Raw genomic sequence first — 22,198 nt, 5'->3', positions numbered from 1 at the left:
TTCGATTAAGCTTATCTCGCAAAGTTCGTAAACGCACGATTTGCAACTGGCAGCTTTTCACCAATCTTGGACTTTTCGGACAGCCAGGCGGAGCAACCCTTCGTTTCTTTCGCCCGGCCTCGAAGTCGATTGAGGTAAACCTAACCCGCTAGGTGGTAGACACGCCGTGCCCTCGCATTGCGAGCTCTTCTGGCGCCATTTCCGCCAGGCGGTGGTCGAAGTCCGCCGCGATGTCCGCCAGGGTCACCTCGGACAGACGTCGGAATAGCAAGGCCTCAGCCTCGCGCAGTGCGCTCTCCAGAGAGCCGTTGACGGCCTGTTCTACTAGGCAGGTTGCGTTAGGATCGGCGGGACCCAGCGCGAAGATGCGGTTCTCGCCCAGCGCTTGATGCACGTCGAGCATGGTAAGATCGTCAAGAGCACGGGTCAGCGACCATCCGCCGCCATGCCCCCTGGTCGAGCTGACGATGCCGACCTCACGCAGCCCTGCCATGGTCCGGCGCACGACCACGGGGTTGGTCCCGAGCATCATTGCCGCAGCCTCCGACGTCAGCGGTCCCTCCATCCTGCCCATGTGGATGAGCAAGTGCAGCATTCTCGATAGGCGCGCGTCCATGACCGCTCATTCTCCGTCATAGCCAAGGTGTCATGTAACCTGCGATGTTGCAATATCGGATACGGGCTTTATGTAACACCCGAGATTACATGAGGATGGTTGATGTACGACGTTATCGTGGTTGGTGGCAGCTTCGCGGGCCTGTCAGCAGCGCTCCAACTCGCGCGTGCACGCCAGCATGTTTTGGTGATCGACGCCGCGTTGCCCCGCAATCGCTTCGCCGACGCAGCGCACGGCTTTCTAGGGCAGGACGGACGCGCTCCTTTTGCAATCATGCGGGATGCCAAGAGCCAGCTCCTCCGCTACCCCACAGTGGAGATCCTGACCGGCGAGGCTGGCAGCGCTTCGGCGATCAAGGATGGCTTTGCGGTCGGGCTTGGCACGGGCGGCGAGCGCCTCGCCCGACGCCTTGTTCTGGCGACCGGTGTGGCCGACGAATTGCCGACAATCGCCGGGATGAGGGAGCGGTGGGGCGCAACCGTGCTTCATTGCCCCTATTGCCACGGATACGAGATGAGCGATCATCCACTCGGCGTCATTGCGTCCCATCCCCTGTCGGCTCATCAAGCCATCCTCGTTCCCGATTGGGGGCCGACCACCTATTTCACGCAGGGCGAGTTCGAGCCGGAGGCAGCTGATCTCCAGGCCCTAACCGCGCGGGGCATCATCGTCGAGCGAACACCCGTCGTCGAGCTGCTTGGCGAGGCACCCGCATTGAGCGGCGTGCGGCTGGCCGATGGACGCTTCGTACAGTTGGCGGCTGTATTTACGGCACCGCACACCAGACCCGCGTCGCCGCTCGCGGACCTACTCGGGTGCGCGCACGAGGGTGGGCCTACCGGCCCCTACGTCAAGGTCGACCAATGGGGCGCCACCACGGTACCCGGCGTCTGGGCGGCGGGTGATGCGGCCATGCCAATGCACAATGCCACGCTTGCCTCTGCCGCTGGCGTCTTGGCCGGCGTCGGGGCACATCAGGCGGCCGTGCGCGCTGCGGCACCATAGGCGCTATCTGTCCAGCGACAGGGTTCCTGAATCTCAGGTCTTCTTGAGGAAGGGGGAAGCTGGTCGCGGCGGCACCAGCCGCCCTCCTTTCGGAGCCTTTGCTCCGCTTCCATCTATGCTGGACATTGAGGCGGAGACATCCTCCGCCCCGGTCCCCGCTCTGCCTCTGCGCCGATCGCCCCACATTCCCCATAATACTCGCGGTGTACCCGCAAGCGCGCGGATAGCTCGACGAGAGGACTATCGAAAGAACGGACACGAAAGCGCCACCTTGGCGCGTCAAGCGCGCGGCATGCGTACTTTCTTGGCCTTCTGCGCCGCCGCCGGCGCCCTTTCGCCCTCCCCCGCCTTTGCGTGGGGGAAAACCGGCCACCGCGTCGTCGGCCAGATCGCCGACGCGCATCTTAGCAGCAAGGCGCGCGCCGCGGTGAAGCGCATCCTCGGCACCGAAACGATGGCCGAGGCGTCGAACTGGCCCGACTTCATGAAGTCTGATCCCGCGCCGTTCTGGCAGAATACCGCCAGCGCATGGCATTACGTGACCATCCCAGCCGGCAAGATCTATGCCGAGGTCGGGGCGCCGGCGGAGGGCGACGCGGTCACCGCGCTGAAGCGGTTCAGCGCCACGCTGCGCGACCGCAAGGAGTCGGCCGAGAATAAGCGCATGGCGTTGCGCTTCATCATCCATATCTGCGGCGATCTCGCGCAGCCGCTCCACAGCGGCAACGGCACCGATCGCGGCGGCAACGGCCGCAAGGTGACGTGGTTCGGGAAGCCGACCAACCTGCACAGCGTCTGGGATTCGCTGCTGGTCGACGACGAGCAGCTGTCATTCTGGGAGCTGTCGACGTGGCTGAACGCGCGCATCACCCCCGCCGACTTGAAGGCGTGGTCGTCGGCCGATCCGGCGGTGTGGCTGGCCGACAATGTCGCGGTCCGCGATCAGATATACCCGCCGGCCGGCGACACGGCGCTCAGCTATCGCTACGTCTACGACAACACACCGCGGCTGGAGCTGCAGCTGGAGAAAGGCGGCGTGCGGCTGGCGACGTACCTTAACAATCTGCTGCGTTGATCGGCTTTCGCCCACAAGCCGACACTTGAGACGATCGATGTTGTTGCCCCCTAAATGCCTGACGGGGCGTCGCGAATTTGGTTGATGGACTCGCGGGGCGACCGGTAGCCCAGCGCCTTGTGCGGGTTGACCTCGTTGTAGTGATCCAGCCAGGCAGGCAGGTGCTCGATGACGGTTCGAGCGTCGGGCGCAGGTTTCCCCGGACATAGTCGCGCTTGAGGGGATGACCCTTTCCGATGCGATCAAGCACGTCGGCAAGCCACTCCTGCCGATTCACCGCGTTGAGCCGGCAGGTTTTCAGCAGCGTGTACATGGCCGCGGCGCGCTCACACCACAGTCGTCACTGGCAAAGGTCCAGTTTGGTCTGCCCAGAGCAAAGGCGCGCAGCGCGTTCATTGCCGACCACAATGCGACGATATGACAGAGCCTATCGACCTGATCGGCGATCTCTTCCTGTCTGTGTTCGTCGCAGCCGCTGGTGCGGTCGGTGCGTTCTTAGCCATAGTACGACTTTCCAAATGAGATCACCGCGCCTCGGCGTGTCTGCTCGCGCATGGGCCGATCGGCTGTTGCCCGGCAGGAGTGCCGCGAGCGACATTGTTAAAGTCTGGGCCAAATTGCAGACGTTAGCGACAGCGGGTTCTGGCACTCCATCGGGCGTTTGAGGTTAAATGACTGCGGAAGGGCTGCTTTTCGGCTGCGATGGCTTAGGCCGGACGCATACCATCATAGCCGATAAGCGCAGCCTCGACGAGCCTACCGAGCCTCTGAGCGAAGTAAACTGCGAGCATGTCCGGCTCAAAGGGATGTTTGCAACGCGTAGCCCAGTGTGCCGCCGCAAACTCCTTCGGTAGCATTTAATGTAGATTCCGCAGCAGCTTCGCGCCGGAGGCGCATCTATTGTCGAAACTCCCAGTCGTTCTTAGCGCCACTCTCACGATCGTAGCGCTAGGCGCAGCTCGTTGCGAAGTCTTCACCAGAGACATGATCATATACGATCGATTGGAATATCGAAGCTTTACCACCGAGCCGCACTGGAGCGATCCAGGAAGATCATGCGACTACGTCCCATCGGCCGGTTTATAAGCATGATGATCGCGTAATCGTTCGAGGTAATCGGTGACGAACGGCAGAAGTTCGATCTCCTGCAGCTCAGCCTCAACCCGGTCCCAGCCGAGCGAAGCTACGAGCTTCATGCCATGCCGTACGTGTTCGGGCCGTATGCGGTGTACCTCCGCGAGCTTCAACAAGAGCTCGCGAAGATTCGAGCCATCTTCAATGGCGACGAGCGCGACAAGAAGCGCTTCCCTGCGTCTCCGGATAGCAGGCATCGCTCCGGAAGATGCGCCAGCAGCATAGTAGATCAGTTGTAGGCGCGCTTCACCGTTAACCGAGTTCGCGATCTCCATCGCCAGTTCGTCCATCGCCTCACGGCCAGAGGAGCGCAATTCCTCCGCGAACAGCAGCCATTCGACCGCCTTGGCCACAAGCACCTCCTGCTCGACCCCCAACAGGCGATATCGGCGAAGGAGGTCGACAATCGCGTCCAATTCGCCATTAGCGAGCGGGCCTGGTGAAAATGGATTCAGAGCCGCTTCGTGCCGTCTCTGATCGTGCGATACGAACATGAAGCGCTCCAAGAGAGCCATTCGTCCCTCTCCAGCGACACGGAACGCTTCCCAGAATTGGGCAGGCGGTACGGCGTCCCAGCGACTGATGAGGTCGCATCTTAAATCGTCGTCCGCCCTCGCCGAAAGCCGCCCGATGAGGAGGATGACCCGCTCGTCATCCCTCCAGGGACCGTCAAGCAGGGCATCCAATGCCTTGACGATTACCGCAGGATCGACGCTGCCTGGTCGCTCCGTTGGCCTGCTGCCCATCGAGAGGAAGTAGGCCCACTCGGCAACATTCCTACGGTTCATGTCTCCGACTTCCTCAAAGGCGAGGAACTCGAGCGCCGGTCCCGGTATCGACATCATGATCTGCTTGAACATGACCGGGCCGAAGCTGCGCGAGTGCGCATATGAGGCGCGAAGCGTCTCCAAGGGTGCTAGCAAAGCGGCTTCGCGGAGGAGGAAAGTTGCCGCTTCGACTTGCAGAGTGCTATCCGACCGGGAACGTTCGAGCAGGAAGGGCAGGGCGGCTGTCGGCGAGCGCTTGACCATGCCCGTCAGGGCCCGCGTCACCGGTGTGATCAAGCGGCCAGGATACTTGGGTTCAAACCAATACAGGCTGCGCCAATCCTTAGCATCCTCACCATCAATGAGAATCCAGATTATCTCAAGGAGGTCGGCTACGGGGGCAGTGCTTTCGCCAAAGAAGTCTTCAATTTCGCATCCGTAAGTCAAATGGTTCGATCTTTTGAATTTTAATAATTCGGACTCCATTATGGATCGAACTGTGGAGAAGTTTCGGAGGTCGGTCGCCAACCTGAAAATTATGTTCAATCGCAAGTTTGTGGATTTTTGTGAATCAAGGATCTGCTTGATCACTGATCTCGCGCCGTCAAGGGAGGCCTCTTCAATGCCTGCCACCATGAGAGACATGGCTCCCATGAGGAGAGGATGCCGACGGCCGGCTGTCAGGTGCGAGATAGCCTTGGACACGTCGAGACCTTTGGCCATCATCGCCTCGATGACGTCGTCGGGCTCGAGACGGATGTCGCAAGCGGTTGTTGAGAGCGACGCCAGATTGCGGCGCAGGAGGTAATCTACTGCTGGCTGAAGGTTGCCGGGTTCGGCGATCAGTCTTTTGAGCTCGATCCATCCCTCACCCGTCTCCGCCAGCTGTTCCTGCAGTCGAGCGAGCAGCAGTGGCACCGCGGATTCGCCGACGTCTGCATCTTCCAGCTCGATTCTCAGCGCCGCCAGTTCCTTCTCCAGAATATCCGCTCGCGAGATGGTCTCGCCTTGCCGACCCGCTTGTAGGTGAGCGAGCTGCCGGATCAGCGATGGAGCGGTGAGTGCACGACCTGGTTGCCGGCTCGGCTCTATGCCGTACGCCTGATAGAGCCCGGCTCTCTCCTTTAAAGTGATCTGCCCCAGTCTGACGCTGACAGGAATAGGTTGCCCCTCACCCGAGTTTAAATAAATCTCTCCGAGCAGTTCGCTTGAGCGCCTGGCGAGCAGATTCCAGCTTTCCGGGCGAGAGGTAAGAACCAGTTTATTCGTCGTTCCCCTGAGCAAATTGATGGTGTTGTCGATCCATTCCGCCAGTTTCGGGCGGACTTTAGCTCCGGCGCGGTCGAGGCCATCGACAACGATGATGCGATTGTCTGCATCGAGCCAATCCAGCACTGACTGCCCGATATCGTAGGTGGGCACCGATCGCATTCGCTCGGCCATGAGCTGCCGGGCCAATGTGGAGCCCACGTGCTGATCGGTTTCAGCAATATCGGAGACGAGGATCACTTCCACTGCGTAGTGGGAGGGGGATCCGTCAGGACTTTGCATGCCCAACTGGACTTGCCTTGGCCGGAGGCACCGATCAGCGAGAAGCCGCGGCATTCAGATTGAAGGAAATCGTCGAACGCTTCCTGCAGGCCCTCTCGCGGCACGTAGGGATCGTTGTGCGCGGCCAACTTCCTCAGAACCCGCTCTCGCCGAGAGGTCAGCAAGGTCTCCACTTCTCTCGTGGTGGCCCGTTGAGGCCCGTCTTCGGGGCTACGGAAGTGAAGCCGACGTACATCCCCATGTCGCGAGAGGAGAAGGTTTATCTGTTCGGCACCTACGTGCACGGGACGAAGGAGGGCCGCCAATTTGAGTGCTTGCTGATTTTCAGCCTCATCGGTTGGCGGCGATCCGGAAGATGACAGCGCTACGTACTTGTTGCGTGTGGCATTTATCAGCGCGCGCCCTCCGCTGCTGAGGGCCTCATGCCATGCATGTTCGGATTCGAAGAGCTTTGCGGCCGCCTTGGAGATGCCTGTTGCAGTCCAAAAGCGGTATTCTGGTTTCTCGCCGATTGGGAAAATACTGCAGTCCCTTACTGCATGCAGGCCGAACTTAATTATCTCGCCGAGGATCTGATCCTTCGAGAGGTTCGTCGCCAACCGCTTGCATTGTACGATCGCGTGAGTGCCGTTCGGGCCCAGCAGCAGAATGTCTCGGCCCTTGTCTGATCCGGAAGGAAGCAGCATGACTTCGTCATAGAGATTGGTTTCCTCTGCCTGGACTTTGAGAAGGTCGCGGCAGAGAATTTCGAAGTGACGATCAGAAAGAAGTCGGAGAGGAAACTCACCCGATTGCGCCCAGATGTGCGGCTTGACGCCGCAGAGTCCGCGTTTTTGATCGATGTCGATAGATTTGGACGTGTCCATTTATTGAGCCTATGTCGGAAACATTGAAGGACATGGGTGGTCTGAGAAGTGAGATTTTGAACGTGATCACCCTACGTATCAGGGGCCCCAGCACGGAGTTCAGAGAGATAGGTGATTTACGATCGCCGTTTTCCTCTTTCGTCGCATCATTGCAGGCTCGGGACTGCGGCGGCGATATAGCTGGATCGCACTCCTAGCGACCAGCGAAACTCTCCTGCGAATCGACTTCCATCCTCAAAACCTCTTCACCTCTTGCACCTCAGAGAGCCCATTGTCGCCCTTGAGAAACGTGTCAGTCAGCAGGATCGCAGTCGAAAGTTTCCTCGACTTGCATCGCGGCTTATCTGCGGGTCGGATCAGTGTGACTGCTCTGGCGTCCACGCCTTCTGCCGTCGCGACGGTGAGCATATCGCGGCCCAACTGCAGCGCGGAGGCCACCATCTCGCGAGCCTGATCCGCGGCATGGCCGATGCTCTGAGCAGCTGCTATAGCGGCGTAGAAGTTGACGGCGAAAATCGTTGAAGCAGCATCGCCAATTGCGTCGCTCGTAGCGATCACTACAGGTGCGACCTCGAGCAGACGCTCGACCCCGCGCACCGTGTCGCAGGCGTTTAATACTACGAGCTTCGGTCTCTGATCCGTAGCCTCCAGCAGGTTTGCCACGGCTTCGTACCGCAGGAGCTGGTCGGCGGCTCCTTGGCAATCGGCCCGGTCGAATAGAAGGCCATCGCCGGCGTGACCGGAAAAGTGGACCACGTGCGGTCGCACGTCGTTGAGCCCATCGGTGAGATCCTGCACCGTGGCGGCGGGACGGTGCTGAAAGTCGATGAGCCTTGCGTGCTTGGCGGAACGCAAAGCTTTCAACACATGATTGACCTCCACATCGACGCGCAAGTGCTCAAGCCCATGGGTGACGGGACTAGCGGTCAGGTAAAGGATCCGGAGCAAATCCGGTTCGGGAGGACGAACGAGGATGTGACGGACGGTTTTGCTTGAAAGTCGACCTATCTCTCGAGCGTGCTCCAAGTCTGTTCGTCGCCTCCGGAGATTCTCGCGATCCTGTCTCCGCTGCAACGCCTTCTCATTGGCCTGTCGCGTTTTCTCGGCCCTTTCGCGAGCCATCTCCGCTGCCTTCTCCTTGCGGGCGAGTGCGTCCGCGTCGCGATCACGTATCTTCTGCTCCGTCCGCTCGGCAATCCGAAGGCTCTCTTCCTTTTGTCCCTGCTTGGTAAGCAATTCTGCGAGATTGGCTGTTAGCGTACCGATGACCCTCTCCACGGCGGCAGCTTTCTTGTCATCCGTATCGGCTTGCCGACGATAGCTGTCCTTGGTTGCCTTCGAGGACGTCCGCTGTTCGGACGCGCGAAGTCTCGCGACTCTGGAGCGAGCAGCGAGAACCTTCTCCTCATGCTTGGCGATCTCGGAACGGAGCTTGCCGATGTTCTTCGTCAGTGTGGCAAGTTCCCGTCGATACCGTTCCGATCCCACGTCATCCGATCCTCTTAGGTCTGACTAGCTGCTGCTCATGGAGCAGAGACGAGGCCTTGCCCGAAATCGATCTCCGCGTAGTCCTCTAGTTCGTCTCGAAGGGCCTTGTCGATAAGTGCCGCGCGAACGTTCGTGGGAGATGGCGTCCTTCCACCCCTTTGGATCGCCTCCCACCATAATGCAGCCACGCCAGCCACGTGGGGACACGCCATGCTCGTGCCGCTGAGCGCGATCAGGCCACCTCCTGCTCGAGCGGAGACGATGTCCACTCCAGGAGCGCTGACCAGCGCCCTGCTGTTGGAGAAGCTCGCCACCGAAAGACGGTCGCCATCCTGACCGACCGCCGCGACTGAGATTACGTCGTCCGCGGCTGCCGGAAGCGACGCTGCGATGCGCCAGTTGGGATGATCCTGGCGGCGGCTCTCATTTCCCGACGCGGCTACGATCAACGCCCCACCACCAAGCCCGCCGCGAGCCTTCGTCAAATTCATCACGGCGTCGAAAGCGCGCAGGTTTACTCTGAAGGCCTCAAGCGCATTGGAGGTGGCCAGTTCGGGAGGCCAGTCTTCCTTGAGCCAACTGGCGACCATTCCAGGAAAGTCAAAACCCAGCGACATCGATATGACGTTAGCTCCTCGCGACAGCGCCCAGTTGATCCCGTCCAAGATCATCTCCGCATCGCCGCCGCCGGTGTCACCAAGGACCTTTCCGATGAGCGCGCGTTGAATCCCGGGTGCAACTCCAATGCGAATTCCATCTACATCACGACCGAAGACCGTTCCCGCGCAGTGGGTGCCGTGGCCCTGCCTGTCACCGTCGCCATCGCCGCTGAAGTCCCGTTGTTCGAGCTCCATATCCTTGAAGGCCGGATGGGAGGCGTCGATCCCAGTGTCGAGGATCGCAACCGTGACTCCCTGTCCGGTGAATCCGGAAAGTCGGGCACCAACAGCATCCAAACCCCAAGCCTGGGTCGTCAGGGAACCGTCGGCGGCAAGTGGCCGGATCAGCTTGGTGGGCATGGCCGGAGCGACGGCTTCCACTTCGGGGTCCGCAGCAATCGAGGCGGCATCCCGCTCCGTAAGTCGCTCGTAGGCAATCGGGCTCGGCCGTTCCACTCCAAGCGTCTCGAGCCCCCGAGATCCTCCGCCGCCCCGCGTGGCGTCAGGTTTTCGAACGATGACGTACTTGCGCATGGCCTGTCTCCCTGATTCGTAAGAGCAGCTTCGCTTGGGTGAGCTTCTGGTAATGAGCGCCGATTGTCGTCAGTCGGCAAGACCTGAATTTTCCGGCTGCATGATACATGTAGTCGCATCCAACCGGGACCACGAGACCGTGGCGACTGCAAGCCTGCATCTGCTTGAAGATGCGGACATGCTCCGGGTCGGGCCCTGTCGACATGATCTCCGGCGGAACGTCGTCGTGAGCGGACTCAAAGGATGGATCGAGCCTGTATTTCGAAGTCTCTTCACGTATGCACTCTTGCTGGTGACACCTGCGAACGGCGACGTCGCGACGAATTGGCGCTAGATAGGAGATTTCACCGCCGGGATCACTGATCAAGCGGGTTATAGGAACTCGCCTTCGTCTATCCCTCCAGAAGAAGAGCCGAGCAACGTCGACTGTCAACTGCCAGCGCGAAGGTGGTTGCTAGCCTTCGTCGATCGCAAAATGTGCATCTACCCTGTGCGCCTGCAGCTCCCGCGCGGTGATCCGAAGAGTTTGAAGCAAGGATCGTATGCCACCGACGAGACGGACGGAGCCGCCTTGAGGCTTCCTAGATGGAAGCATCTCAGCATGGAGGAACCGGCCGCCGTCCGACCTGAATACCATAGCGATCATACCTGCCCAGCTCGCCTCGAGCAAATAGGGTCGGTAGGCTGATCTCGAGGCGCCAAGCACTTGGGTAGCCTTTCTGGAGATGGTCAAGACTTCGTCGGGAAGGGTGCCGCGAACCACGCCTCCGAACGCGGCAGCCCCTTGGCGGGGCACCATGGCAGTGGCCATCATCGCTTCCTCGCTCCCGATGACGAGAAAGTCCCATGCCACCAGCTCCGCCTTTTGCCATGTCACGCTGGCGGCGAAGGGCAGGGCGAGTCTAGGTATGCCGCTAGTTACCCCCAGCGGACCGCGCAGGTCTTGGATACTTCGCGCGAGCAGTCGCTTGCTGATCGCTGCCAATACCATATCCCTCAGACCGTCGGGGGTTTCGTGAGGAACGACCGGCAAGGTTATGGCCTCGGTTGCGTAAGTAGGGTGTGCATCCATTTGCCGGTTCCGCGATAGCGCGAACTGAACTCATCAATGGGAATTTGGCACTCACCAAACTTTGGATCTCTTACTAGAACTTCCCCGGATTTCTCATCGAAGTCGACTATAACATTGAAGTGTTGGTCACCGCTAGGCCAACGGATCACGCAGCAGAGTGGTCGTTTGGCGAGCACTTGATTCTTGACGGTGTCGAAGTCGGCCGGTCCTGTCACCTTCGCGATGTTCTTGCCTAGGGCTCTGCTAAGGTCGTACTGTCTGTTCTTGTTGTTCGGTGACGCATCCGCATCCGGCGGGCAGCACGGAAAACCGAGCCAAGCAGTGGCTATCTCGCACGGTTCGCCCGCATCCTTTTCACCGTAGAAGTCGCGAATGCACGATGTCGTCGCCGCCCAACACCAGTTTGAAAGTCGCTGCGGAGGCATGCGGGCCTGCAAAGGCCGACCCACGCGTACGTCGAGCAGGATGTTGGGCGGACCGGCGACCTCGATGATCGGACCGAGCCAATCGGGAATATGCGATCGATCTATTGGCACTGATCTGGCTGCGCACGGCACCGAGCCAATCGCTGCGATTGCACGATCAGGTCGGCCTGTCCCTTCAGCTCCGCCGCCTTGGTGGCCGCACTGTCAGGGGTGGCTGCGGTCGCCGCTGAGTTCAAGACGTTGAGCGCCCCCGGTGCGCCGCTGGTACTGGCATACTGCGCCTTCGTGACGACACCCGACTCGGCGACGTCCAGCACCATGCTCGTTTTCCCGAAAAGGGCCGCCTTTGGAATGGGCAGATCGTACCATTCCGCCGTTGGAACGAGGACGGCTCCGGCCCAGATCGCAGATCCATCTATCGTAACCTCCAAAAGGCCCGGCAGCACCTTCTGGAGCTTCAGAGGGATGAAGCCATCCTCCTTCTTGACCATTCCGATCGCCGGCAGGATCGGGTTCGTCTTGGCGGTCAGAATGACTTGAGGCGCGACGACGGTCCCCTTGGCGCCAAGCTCCTCGAGCAGCCGCTTTCCGTCGGAGCTGACGTTCAGGTTGATCGGCCCTGAGTCACGGTCCTTGGAGAAGTCGATCGCAGCACTGAACATCAGCGTGACCGGCTTTCCCTTGCCCCAGTTGGCGATGATGGCGCATTCCGGCAAATCGGCGTCTGGGGCTTCGCCGCCGGTGCCGCCGACGAGCGGAAGCACGGCACCGATCAGACTGATAGCGCCCTTGAGCAGCGCCTCCCCCTGACCGGTGGATACCGAGTTGACCCCCTTGAGACGCCCATCGTCGTAGAAGGAGATCGAAAAGTCGGTGTCATTGAGATCAGCTTGCGCCTTGCTGATCTCCACGGTCCAAGGACCGTTGTCGTGATCCGCGACATACTGCGTCGTCACCACCGGTGGAGTGGTGGCGACCACCAACCGCTTCTTGTCAGCCGAACAGTCATAGGACTGGATCACCGCGACGGCCGCCGATCCCTTGGCGGGGTAATAGCTGAAGTCGACCGGTGGTATGCGCGCGCAACCAGATACAGCCGCCGTTAGAGCAAGTAGAAAACCCTTCCTCATGCTTTCCCCCAACCGATTACGAAATCCAGCGCCCCCGCGATTCGAAATTTCGTACAAGGTGCATAAGTTCGCTGAGGTAGGCAAGATCGCCTTGCAAATCGCAGTGCGGCATTGGAGACAAAGAGCGCCGAACCCGGCAGCGTGGCGGACTGAAGCAATCAACATCGGCTGCAAGGCTGCGACGTTTGGGAGCTTTCGTCGATCTCACGTTGGTCAGACCGAAAGCCGGAGCCAATACGCGAAATAAGGAGTCATTGGGGTGCACGACATGAAGGCTACGGCCGTTCAGTCGCCGTGCGAGATAAGACCGCGGTTCGATAGGTCGATGCTGGCTCCGTCCGCTGCCAAGGACATCCGAAAGCGATTGATGCCTGCGAAGCGTGGCTCGGAGAAGCGATTGCCGACCGTGTCGAACGTGCGCACCTCGAAGGTTGCCGTACCCGGTTGACCGCGGGTCGATCGGAGGAGGAGTTGAAACTCCCGCCCAAGCCGCGCGCCTTCCAGCATGGCGAGGAGCGAGGACGCGTCTCCGCCCGAGATGCGGTCTGCCATGAACGCCTGCATGGCGGCGAACGCGATGAAGCGCGTGCGGGTGCGCGAGGGTAGGCCCGTCACCATGCGGCGAAGTTGCGAACCGAGGATCGTCAGCGCACTGGAATGCGCCGCATCGAAATCGACCAGGTCACGAACATCGACAGGCAGCACCCCGGTCTCGGTAAGCTGTTCTAGAACGGCGGTGGGGCTAGCTGCACAGGTCACCATAACAGTCCGTACGCGCCTCAAGTCGAGCCGAAAAAGGTCGGTCCTGTCCTGATCGGCCGGTCGTGTGGCCGTACCTGCGAAGAGGAGGTCGAACTCGGCGAGTCGCCCATGGACGGAGATCTGGGCCTCGGCACGTCGGAAGTCACGGTCGGTAACTCCCCACTGCTGTCGCGCCAAGAGCTGGGTCACAGCCTGCTTATGCCTGACGTCATATTTGGGAGAGCGCGGTTTGCTGTCGACCAGAAGTGCGAAGGTGTGCGGCATCGATCTGAGCGTCTCATCGATCAACCCTCCGTAGAGTGGCTCCAATTCCCCTAGAAGTGCTTCGGCGGCAGGGTCTTGACGATCAGCCTTCCCGATCCCGGGCATAATCCGCAGAGCGGACCAGGGAGCCAGTCCCATGCCGAAGGCTTTATCGTAGAGCGCCGCCCAAGTTTCTTTCGAGACGGTAGGTCTCGCCACGCGCGATCGCAGCAGTACGCGGGAGCCGAGAGAACGCCGTCCGCTGCGGCGCTGCTCGACCTCAACGGCGATCGCGAGACGGATCGCGTTGACGAGGCTGCGCTCGGAACCCGAGGCCCCGCGAATGCCGGTGATCGGGATGAGGGTCGTCCCTCGTCCCGCCTCACGGGTTCGTCCGGATGTGCATGCACGCGGACTTCCGACTGCTATCCCGTGCACATCTGAAATGGACCACTCCCGCCGGGCTTTCGGCACGGCATCGCCATTCTTTGCATCATGCACGACGAACAACGGGAGACCCTCGTTTTCCAGGGATCTTGCGAAGTCGTCCGGACTGCTTGAGAAAAGATCACTGGCGTCGTGATGCACGACCAGTTGCGGCGTCGGAGGCCAAGGTCCCCTCAGCCCGTCTCGATCTTCATTCCAGGTCGCGACGAGCAAGGCAGCGTCCCGTGGCGCTCGCGGGGCGGGGGTGAGAGGGCCATTGAGGACGACCCGCCAACCCGCTTCGGGTGCGGGGTAGAGGCGGGCGAGGCGCCCGACCACGGTCAGCGCTGCGTGCCGGAGAGCGTCCCTCGTGCCTCTGGACATCTGCTGTGGAAGACCAAGAAGCTCTATCCGACCGCTCCGAACCCGGGCCACGACAGCGCTCGCGGGCTTATCGCCGGCCGTCCCTTTCGACGCGAGTTCGCGCCTGACGTCGGTCGTGAGTACGCTGAGATCCCGCCAGCGGTTCGCCGCATCGGCGGAGGATCGTGCCATCGCAGAGTGGACTTCAGCTGCGAATTGCTCGCGGAGGTCTCCTCTTCCTAGCAGATCAGCCAGTTCCATGCCGAGCATCGGACGATCAGCAAACAGCGGATCTTCCATCCTGCCTGCTAGCTGGTCCAAACCGTGTCGACCGGAGACCAGCAGAACATCGTCGCGCCCGAAAGCAAACGCGAGAACGCCCGGATCGCCGATCGTCGCCTTCCAAGGTGGAGATGGCAATTTCGGCGCGTCCGGCACTTCGTACGGTTCGAAACCGAAGATCGCACCTTGTGGGTCCAGCATTTGAACGACGGGGGCGTTCCCGCCACCGCCGGCAAATATAGGCACGAGGAATCCTACGGAGATGCCGCTGGCATCGACAAGGCCGATCAACTCGCGGGAAGCGGCGGCGCTCATGCCATGACTCCCTGATCGACCAGGTAACGTCGAACGTGGTCGTATAGGAGAGCCGTATATGCGGAGGGCTGTTGTCGGCCAAACGTCTCATAGGTGATCTGCGTGACGGACGGCATTGACGCGAGCGTGCCGGTCACCTCGGGATCGGACAGCAACGATGGGGGGCCGACTACCGCGCGAAGGGCGGACGACAGCGGGATCGACCGATCTATCTGTACTTCTATCGTTGAGCGCCGATCATCGTCGTCGGCGAGTGCCGCATCGTTGGCGAGCCGAGCGAAGGCCCGGGCTTCGCCGTGCGACACGGGGATCGTCGTCGCACCCGCGGTCATGCGTTGACGGAAATAATTGCCGTTCGTTTCGAAAAAGGCTCTGACCAGACGCATCGGGGTGCCTTTGCCAGGCCCGAGCTCGAAGTCCGACCGGGTCAAAAGAGGGCCGATGTGAGCCGAATATCGGCCATAGCCGCCGCTATCGAAGGGCAGTATCCGGATCGCGTCCCCGAGCAGAGCAGGGTCGATGACCAGGCACATGGGCATCATCTCATCCATACCGTTGGCATGGAGACCAGGGAGCGGCTTAAAGGCCGGCCTGCCATAGAACAGATAAACGAGGTCGATGCCGTATTCAGTGCAGGCACGCGGTCGAAGACTACCCTCCACCAAGATGCGGGTTCCCAAGCCGACGGGCGTCGTGTGCATGAGGTCGAGGAGACCTTCTGCGGGTGCGAAGCCCTCGAGATACTGAGCGAACCTCATCCGTTGGCGTAGTAGCCCGGCCACGCGGCCCGCCGCAACGTCTCCCGCCGCGTGGCCCAGGTCACCATCTCCGTCGTTCGGCTCATCGCGCGCCCGGTTGTCGGGGGTAGCACCGCACCGACCGTCAGCCGTTCGACCGACGCTTCGCCGCGGCGGCGCAGCGCGCGCCGAGCCCTGGCGGCCTCCTACACCGTCTCGCAGATGGGTCGCCGCCAGTCTTTCGGCCGCGTCGGCTCGCGGTTCAGAATGATGCAGACGGCGCCGGCTTCCAACGCCACCAGCAGCGTCTTCGATCTACCCTCGACCAGCGACGAACACACCACGACGATTATCGGTTATTGCGTCGCCAGCTTGCGCAGGAACGTGATGCCGTCCATCCGCGGCTTCTCTACGTCGAGCGTGATTAAGTCGGGCACCTCGCTCTGGATGCGGCGCGTGGCCGCGAAAGGATCCGCCGCGGCGGCGATCACCTCGGTGCCCTGATCGGTGGACAGGATCGCGATCATCACTTGGCGGAGGCTGGGATTGTCGTCGATGATGAGGACACGGGTTCTCTCGCATGCGAGCATCGTTCAGGTCCGCTGGAAGACGGTGTTCGCCACCGTGAGGAGCGGAAGGTCAATCCCGGCGATCGATTCGGCATGGCCCAGAAACAGGTGCCCACCGTGCCGCAGCCGGGCGACGAGCTTGCGCACGACGCGCTCCTGCGTCTCGCGGTCGAAATAGATCAGCACGTTCCGACAGAAGATCAGGTCCATCGCGTCGCCGACCGGATAGACGGCGTCCATCAGGTTGAGCCGCGCGAACCCGATAGCGGCACGCAGATCAGGGACCATCCGCACCTCGTCACGCCCGCTCGCGCGGGCGAACGCGACGTATCGATCACGCAGCGCTGGCGGCACCACGTTGATCGCATCCGCGTGGAAGACGCCGCGTCGCGCCGCCGCCAGCACGTCCGTATCGATGTCGGTGGCCAGGATGCCATAGTTCGGCCCACGCCGGTCGCTGGCGAACGCGTCGAGAAGCATCGCGATGGTGTAGGGCTCTGCTCCGGTCGAACAGCCGGCGCTCCACACGCGAACATGGTCCCTGCCCGCCGCCTTCATTGAGGGCAGGATCGTGTCGCAAAGATAGTCGAAATGGTGCGACTCACGGAAGAAGTCGGTCTTGTTGGTCGTGATCGCGTTGATGAGGAACGTCGTTTCCTCCGCCAGATTGTCGTTGGCGAACAGCCAATCGCAATAGCCGGCGATCGTGGTGGTCCCGGTCGCGCGCACCCGGCGGCGAAGGCGGCTTTCCAGCATCGTGATCTTGTTAAGCGGCATTTTGATGCCTGCGGTATCAAAGATGAATTTGGCGAGACGGGTGAAGTCGTCGCGCCCGAGCGGATCGGGAGCGCCGGCCACCTGCACCGACGGGGTACGGGTCGGGGCACTCACAGGCTCCACTCCACGGAAAGCCAGCCACGTCGGAAATCGGTGGCGAAGCGATCCGCACGGTAATCCGCATAGCCCGCCATCACCGCTATCGCGCCGATCCGCGCCGAGGCCACCAAGTCGAGTTCGCTTCCATAATGACGGATCAGCCTGTCGCTTTCGAAGCGATGGCCAGTCAGGTCGATGCCGACCTTCTCGAATATCCCGTGCGTGTTCCAGGAGGGTGAGATCCCGGCGTAAAGATCGCGGACGCCGTCGGGCGGAGTGACCGCGAACCGGCCTGCCCAGCCTTGGAACCGGAGTGCCGAACCTTCTGGCGTCTGGAAGCTGGTGAAATCGCGTCCGTCGTCGGCGCCGCGCACTTCGTACCCGACCTTCCCGGTCAGCGCCCGGCGCGTCAGCGAGACCTCGCCGACGTAGTAATTCGCATTGTAACGATTCGGATTGCGATGATGGTTGCTCTGCCATGCATAGCTGGCGACGTAGGAGAGCCGAAGCTCAGGCGACAATTCTCGGGTGCCCACCAGACGAGCACCAAGGTTCCGGTTCTGCAGCCGATAGCCCTGCACCGCGGGATCGTCCTGATCGATGAGATAGACGAAGCCGGTCAGCGCTCCGATCGGCGTGGCATACCCGAGTAGCGCGAAGACATTGTCCCCCGGGATCGACTCAGGTCGCGCGCCGTGGCCCTTGCGACCCATCGGAGTCCGAACGCTCCAGGCGTAGGTTACGTCGACCGAAAGGCGCGGTGTCGGCTTCGCCTGCAGCCGAACGGAGTCGAACGTCTGTTGGTTCTGGCGGAAGCTCGACGATCCCACGAAACGCTGGTCGGCCAGTTCGATCAGTTGCCGGCCAGCAGTGATGGAACCGTATGCGCCGTCGTAGCGGAGCGCGAGACGATTCAGCTCGAAGTTATCGGCATCCGGTATGAGCGGGAGGTTCGAACGGCCGTTGAAGCCGTCGTTGAAGCGCCGGTCGAGAGCGATGGTGGCTTCTCCCTCGACCACCGCGCTGACCGCGTCTCGCTTGACTATGACGCCCGGACGGGCGCGCACCGTAAGCGCATCGGCGTTCCTAGGGATGCCGTCCTGACTGATCGCTTCGAAGCGCAGACGGACGTTGGCGATCGGCGTGACGCTGGTTTCCTGCGCCCAGGCTGCGCCCGCAGGGGTCAGCATCAGGGCGCAGAACAGGCTGCCCCTGCCGACCATGCGGCGGGGATCGGCGATAGTCGGCACGGGATGGTCCTTTCTTGGTGCGGATCAAGCCGCGCGGGCGACGTCCGGGAGGACGAGCGCATCCTCTTCCGCCAAGAAGATGCCGTCGGTCGCAAGTAGCACCACGAACCCGTCGAGGCGGCGTACGACGCCCCGTATGTATTCGGATCGCCAGCGCACGCCGATGTCGGGCGGCGCCTCGATCTCGGCGGCGGGGAAGCTGCTGACATCGAGGACCCGATCCACGACCAACCCCAGAGTCAGGTTCCTTCCGCAGATGGGCACGTCGACCACCAGTATGCGGGTGGCGGGTGTGGCGTCCGCGCCGGCGAGGCCGAGGCGGACCCGAAGGTCCACCAGCGGCACCGCCCGATCGCGCACGTCGGTCAACCCGACCAGCCACGACGGTCCGTTGGGAATGGCTGAGGCGTGACGATGATCGAGAATCTCCCGCACCGATCCGGCCGGCAAAGCGAACTTCTCTCGTCCCAAGCCGAACACGACCGCCTGGACGTCTCCGGCAACGCTCATGCCACCCGTCCAAACTCAGCGTCCTCGCTATCCGGCCCGCCGGTGGCGAGGTCGAGAGCGAAACCGCGCACGCGCGATTGCTGATCTGCGACCGAGCCAGGCTTGGCCCTCTTGATCGTCGCCTTGGGCCGAGGCGCGCGCACCTTGATGTTGGGCGCAGTCCTGCTTCCGGCTGCGGGGGCGGGGCGGACGGACGGGCGGACGGCGTCGATCTGGAAGAACGCCATGCCCTCCTGCAACTCCTCAGCCTGGTTCGCCAGCTCTTCGGACGTCGACAAAATCTGCTCGGATGCCGATGCGTTCTGCTGAGTCACGGTGTCCAGCTGCTGGATCGCCTCGTTGATCTGGCTGGCGCCGATGTCCTGCTCGCGGCATGCAGCGCTGATCTCCGTCACCAGTTCTGCGGTACGGCGGATGTCCGGGACCAGTCTCGACAGCATCTCGCCGGCCTGCGCCGCCGCGGCGACGGTGTCGGACGAGACCGCACTTATCTCCGCTGCCGCGCTCTGGCTGCGTTCGGCCAGCTTGCGCACCTCCGAAGCGACAACCGCGAAGCCCTTGCCGTGCTCGCCGGCACGCGCCGCTTCGACCGCGGCGTTCAGCGCTAGCAGATCGGTCTGACGCGCGATCTCCTGCACGATGCCGATCTTCTCGGCGATCGTTCGCATCGCGCCGACCGCCTTTTCGACCGCGATGCCGCTTGCCTCGGCGTCCTTCGACGACTGGCGAGCGATCTTCTCGGTCTGCGCCGCGTTGTCGGCGTTCTGCTTTATGTTTGCGGCCATCTGCTCCATCGAAGCGGACGCCTCCTCGGCTGCGGCCGCTTGCTCGGTCGCGCCCTGCGACATCTGATCGGCGGTGGAGGAAAGCTGTTGCGTTCCCGAAGCGACGTTCTGTGCGGCGAGCGCAGCATCGCCGACAACGCCGCGCAGAGGATCAGCTGAATCAGCCAGAGGTGGGCGTCCGCGACCGCGGATACGTCGAGCTCCACTTCCGCCTGCGGCATGATCGCCGATCGCAATCGATCGGCGAAGTCAGTCAAACTCTGCGTCTCGGCGACGTCGCTGACTGACAGGGAGCATTTCGCCATGGCCGTCTTCCTAAAATAGTATTGGAGGCGCGCTTTTTCGGTCGCCGACAAAAGAGTCGTCGGGAATCAAATGCGAGCACGTTGAGAACTCGGATGGTTGACTTAGCCTTGCTCGTGGAGCAAGGGCCGTTGAATCTTGTGTATTTCGTAAATGTGAAAATAACACTAGGGCGTGTGGGGATTCACTCTAGTCGGATGTAGTTTGCAGTGATGGCAATCGCGGGCTCTAGGCTGCGATCGGCGATGCAGTTGCGGAAGGCGACGCGTTTGCATCCGTTTGGCTTGAGAAGCCGCTTTCCATAACGTGCTGCAATGTGAAGATTGCCGTGCCGGGTTCGCGTTCCTGTGAACGGGCAGGTTGCCGCGAGATGACGGTCCTCGCATCAGGGTTCTATCGTTCGGTGAATTGCGGTTCTACAGTTCGGCAACTAGGATGTTGATTTCCGACGCATCTTCAATCATCGATCCCGCGATCGCCTGGCCGCACCTCGACGCCATCGCAGCGCAAGCTCCTACTCCGCCAGGGCATCTCCGACGCGGCAACGGGTTAGGCAAAACGTCGGTTTAAACTGCAGTTTCGTCTTCATGCCGCATGTGAATTGCTCGAGGGCCTAGCTCTCAGCCCCCTATGAGCGCCCTGTCCGTAGCGGCGGACCTTGACGATCGCGTCATCGACCATGGCATATTCGAGTTCGAGCTCTTCCGACAGCGCGTCGAAGATCCGCCTGAAAACATCGGCTTCGCGCCAGTCCCGAAAGCGCCTGAACGCCGTGTTCCAGTTTCCGAACCGCTCCGGCAGATCACGCCATGGTCTGCCCGTCCGCACGATCCACAACACCGCCTCGACGAAGAGCCGGTTGTTCCTGCCGCTGCGTCCGGGATCAGAGCGTCTGCCCAGGCAATAGGGCTCGATCTTTGCCCATTGGGCGTCCGTCAAAACGTCCCGGTCCAATTACGTCCTCACAATTTTGTGAGCGCCCACGGGCTCCAATATTTGAATCAAGCGTGCGTAAGTAACAAGATTCGTGGGCTACGTATTTGCATCGGCAAAGCTAATAATACCCATCCGCACAACCAGCCTGCTGCTGTAGCGCTCGATTCTCATCGATTTAACCGATTTAAGCCGGCCTCACATGCCCCTTACAAGGTCATGTTGCAGGTGGCGGCGGAGCTGACATCGGCGCGTTGCTGTAGAGACTTGTAGATCGATCCAGCAGTACGAGTTATCCGGCCACGAAAGCGGACTTTACCGTTCACGGTCACCGTCACCGACTTGTCCAAATTCATCAGGTCGTCGGTAAGTCTGAGCGTTGTGCCATCCGGGATGGCGCCTTGGAGATCAACGTTCTGTCCCCGGATGACGGCGTCGATCCGGTCGCCAGGTTTAACGTTTGCTCGCGACGGGATTTCCAACCAGTAGAAGCGACGTTCCGGTACGTCGTCCTGTACCCAAACGACCCGCTTGGGCCACGTGTGACGAGTGAAATGGGCCATCCAAGGGATCGCCTCCGCATCTCGTCGATCCATCCAGTGCGGAAGACCGGGATAGATGCGGCTAATGTGCACGTATCCGGACGGATCAGCGCGTTCGAGCTCGTCGAGCACACGGGTCTTGGTGGCTGCCAAGACGTTCCGGTCGTAGGCCGTATCTCGGCCGCCCATGAAGATCGCGAAGGGTAGATTTCTCAGGGACGGTAGTGCCGCGTCACCTGGATGCCCCGCCATCGTGGCGGCCGCAGCGAACCGGTCGGCCATGCGGGGCGCCAGTTGCCAGACGCCGTCACCTCCCGCCGAATAACCCAGTATGTAGACCTTCTCCGGGTCGACGCGCTTGGTTGCGACTTGAACATCGATCAGGGTCTGCAGCAGACCGTCCATGTGGGCCTCGTGCCAGAGGTTCCACGTGTCGGTCGGTGCTCGAGGTGCGATGTAGACACCTTCCTCGGGCGTATAGAGGCGGATCTGGTTCTGCCACTGCTGATCGTTGACCTCTGACGGAGCGTTTCCTCCCCCGTGCAGCGAGATCCAAAGGCTGCGGCCGGTCTTCGGCTCGCTCCCGTATACGCGCTCCTCCCATCGCATCGTCCTGTCGCCGATGCTCAGACGCTTCGCCGACACATCGCTGGCATGGGCACGGATGAGCTGTTTCATCCGATCCGCAGCCAGCAGACGAACGGCCGCTTCAGCTGTCGGTCTGTCGAGGGGCGTCCTTAGGACTGAGTCATCGGGGCCACGCTGATCCTGCGGAAGGGTGAGCCAAAGCCTAAGAGACGTGAGTGTGCGCTCGTCACCTTGGTTTTGCACCGAGGCATTCGCGGCGCGGGGCGCAAACGCATGCAGTGCGGCAAGCATGGGCAAGCCCGCGAACATTCTACGGCTGACGAACATTCATTGATCTCCAGGCGTCCCACATGCCCCGCCCAGCGGGGCTAGCATTGCAGGTTACGCCGGTA

The 22,198-nt window shown here is 61.4% G+C and carries 17 protein-coding genes and 3 pseudogenes; 2 read left to right on the top strand and 18 right to left on the bottom strand.

All coding sequences use genetic code 11. From position 1 onward, the window contains the following. Positions 1-148: 148 nt before the first annotated feature. Positions 149-616, bottom strand: coding sequence for an Rrf2 family transcriptional regulator (locus tag PGN12_01840; GenBank protein ID MEH3102632.1), 468 nt, complete (start codon positions 614-616; stop codon positions 149-151). A gap of 102 nt (positions 617-718) precedes the next feature. Between PGN12_01840 and PGN12_01835 the strand changes: the two genes are divergently transcribed. Together PGN12_01835 and PGN12_01830 are read left to right on the top strand one after the other, a co-directional pair. Continuing rightward, positions 719-1,621 (top strand): NAD(P)/FAD-dependent oxidoreductase, encoded by a 903-nt coding sequence (locus PGN12_01835; GenBank protein ID MEH3102631.1) that lies wholly within the window; start codon positions 719-721, stop codon positions 1,619-1,621. A gap of 292 nt (positions 1,622-1,913) precedes the next feature. Next, positions 1,914-2,696, top strand: a complete 783-nt coding sequence (locus tag PGN12_01830; protein ID MEH3102630.1) for a S1/P1 nuclease — start codon at positions 1,914-1,916, stop codon at positions 2,694-2,696. 50 nt (positions 2,697-2,746) lie between these two features. Here PGN12_01830 and PGN12_01825 read toward each other — a convergent pair. The 17 genes and pseudogenes from PGN12_01825 to PGN12_01745 form a co-directional block, all read right to left on the bottom strand. Next, a pseudogene (locus PGN12_01825) lies at positions 2,747-2,890 on the bottom strand (integrase core domain-containing protein). A 26-nt stretch (positions 2,891-2,916) separates the two neighbouring features. Then, positions 2,917-3,035, bottom strand: a pseudogene (locus PGN12_01820) (transposase domain-containing protein). Between the two features lie 722 nt (positions 3,036-3,757). Then, complete coding sequence (locus tag PGN12_01815) at positions 3,758-6,106, bottom strand: hypothetical protein (protein MEH3102629.1); 2,349 nt, start codon at positions 6,104-6,106, stop codon at positions 3,758-3,760. Then, entirely contained in the window at positions 6,103-7,014 is a 912-nt protein-coding gene (locus tag PGN12_01810; protein MEH3102628.1) for a hypothetical protein, read from the bottom strand. Before PGN12_01810 ends, PGN12_01815 begins: the two co-directional genes overlap by 4 nt. 234 nt (positions 7,015-7,248) lie before the next feature. Further along, positions 7,249-8,502: a CHAT domain-containing protein gene (locus tag PGN12_01805; GenBank protein ID MEH3102627.1), complete on the bottom strand. Its 1,254-nt coding sequence runs from the start codon at positions 8,500-8,502 to the stop codon at positions 7,249-7,251. A gap of 35 nt (positions 8,503-8,537) precedes the next feature. Beyond that, complete coding sequence (locus PGN12_01800) at positions 8,538-9,695, bottom strand: S8 family serine peptidase (GenBank protein ID MEH3102626.1); 1,158 nt, start codon at positions 9,693-9,695, stop codon at positions 8,538-8,540. 454 nt (positions 9,696-10,149) lie between these two features. After that, positions 10,150-10,680, bottom strand: coding sequence for a hypothetical protein (locus tag PGN12_01795; protein ID MEH3102625.1), 531 nt, complete (start codon positions 10,678-10,680; stop codon positions 10,150-10,152). Between the two features lie 613 nt (positions 10,681-11,293). Next, the gene (locus PGN12_01790) at positions 11,294-12,322 is read right to left on the bottom strand and encodes a hypothetical protein (GenBank protein ID MEH3102624.1); all 1,029 of its coding nucleotides are present in this window, start codon (positions 12,320-12,322) and stop codon (positions 11,294-11,296) included. Positions 12,323-12,607: 285 nt separating this feature from the next. Then, positions 12,608-14,713 carry a hypothetical protein gene (locus tag PGN12_01785; protein ID MEH3102623.1) on the bottom strand — a complete coding sequence of 702 codons (2,106 nt, stop codon included), beginning with the start codon at positions 14,711-14,713 and terminating at the stop codon, positions 12,608-12,610. Then, positions 14,710-15,471 (bottom strand): hypothetical protein, encoded by a 762-nt coding sequence (locus PGN12_01780; protein MEH3102622.1) that lies wholly within the window; start codon positions 15,469-15,471, stop codon positions 14,710-14,712. The genes PGN12_01785 and PGN12_01780 overlap by 4 nt, the downstream gene beginning before the upstream one ends. 335 nt (positions 15,472-15,806) lie before the next feature. Beyond that, positions 15,807-16,040, bottom strand: coding sequence for a response regulator (locus PGN12_01775; GenBank protein ID MEH3102621.1), 234 nt, complete (start codon positions 16,038-16,040; stop codon positions 15,807-15,809). Positions 16,041-16,043: 3 nt separating this feature from the next. After that, positions 16,044-16,910, bottom strand: coding sequence for a chemotaxis protein CheR (locus tag PGN12_01770; GenBank protein ID MEH3102620.1), 867 nt, complete (start codon positions 16,908-16,910; stop codon positions 16,044-16,046). Continuing rightward, a complete protein-coding gene (locus PGN12_01765; protein ID MEH3102619.1) occupies positions 16,907-18,145 on the bottom strand; it encodes an alginate export family protein in 1,239 nt (412 codons plus the stop codon). Before PGN12_01765 ends, PGN12_01770 begins: the two co-directional genes overlap by 4 nt. A gap of 24 nt (positions 18,146-18,169) precedes the next feature. Beyond that, positions 18,170-18,655, bottom strand: a complete 486-nt coding sequence (locus tag PGN12_01760; GenBank protein ID MEH3102618.1) for a chemotaxis protein CheW — start codon at positions 18,653-18,655, stop codon at positions 18,170-18,172. After that, positions 18,652-19,587, bottom strand: a pseudogene (locus tag PGN12_01755) (methyl-accepting chemotaxis protein). The gene PGN12_01760 and the pseudogene PGN12_01755 overlap by 4 nt, the downstream one beginning before the upstream one ends. A 741-nt stretch (positions 19,588-20,328) precedes the next feature. Next, positions 20,329-20,697 carry an IS5 family transposase gene (locus PGN12_01750; protein MEH3102617.1) on the bottom strand — a complete coding sequence of 123 codons (369 nt, stop codon included), beginning with the start codon at positions 20,695-20,697 and terminating at the stop codon, positions 20,329-20,331. Between the two features lie 188 nt (positions 20,698-20,885). Beyond that, positions 20,886-22,133, bottom strand: coding sequence for a hypothetical protein (locus tag PGN12_01745; GenBank protein MEH3102616.1), 1,248 nt, complete (start codon positions 22,131-22,133; stop codon positions 20,886-20,888). Between the last annotated feature and the right edge of the window lie 65 nt (positions 22,134-22,198).

Origin of the sequence: Sphingomonas phyllosphaerae (genome assembly GCA_036946405.1) — a bacterium.
In the GTDB taxonomy this organism is placed as follows: domain Bacteria; phylum Pseudomonadota; class Alphaproteobacteria; order Sphingomonadales; family Sphingomonadaceae; genus Sphingomonas; species Sphingomonas phyllosphaerae_D.
This window is presented reverse-complemented; position numbering and strand designations above follow the sequence as displayed.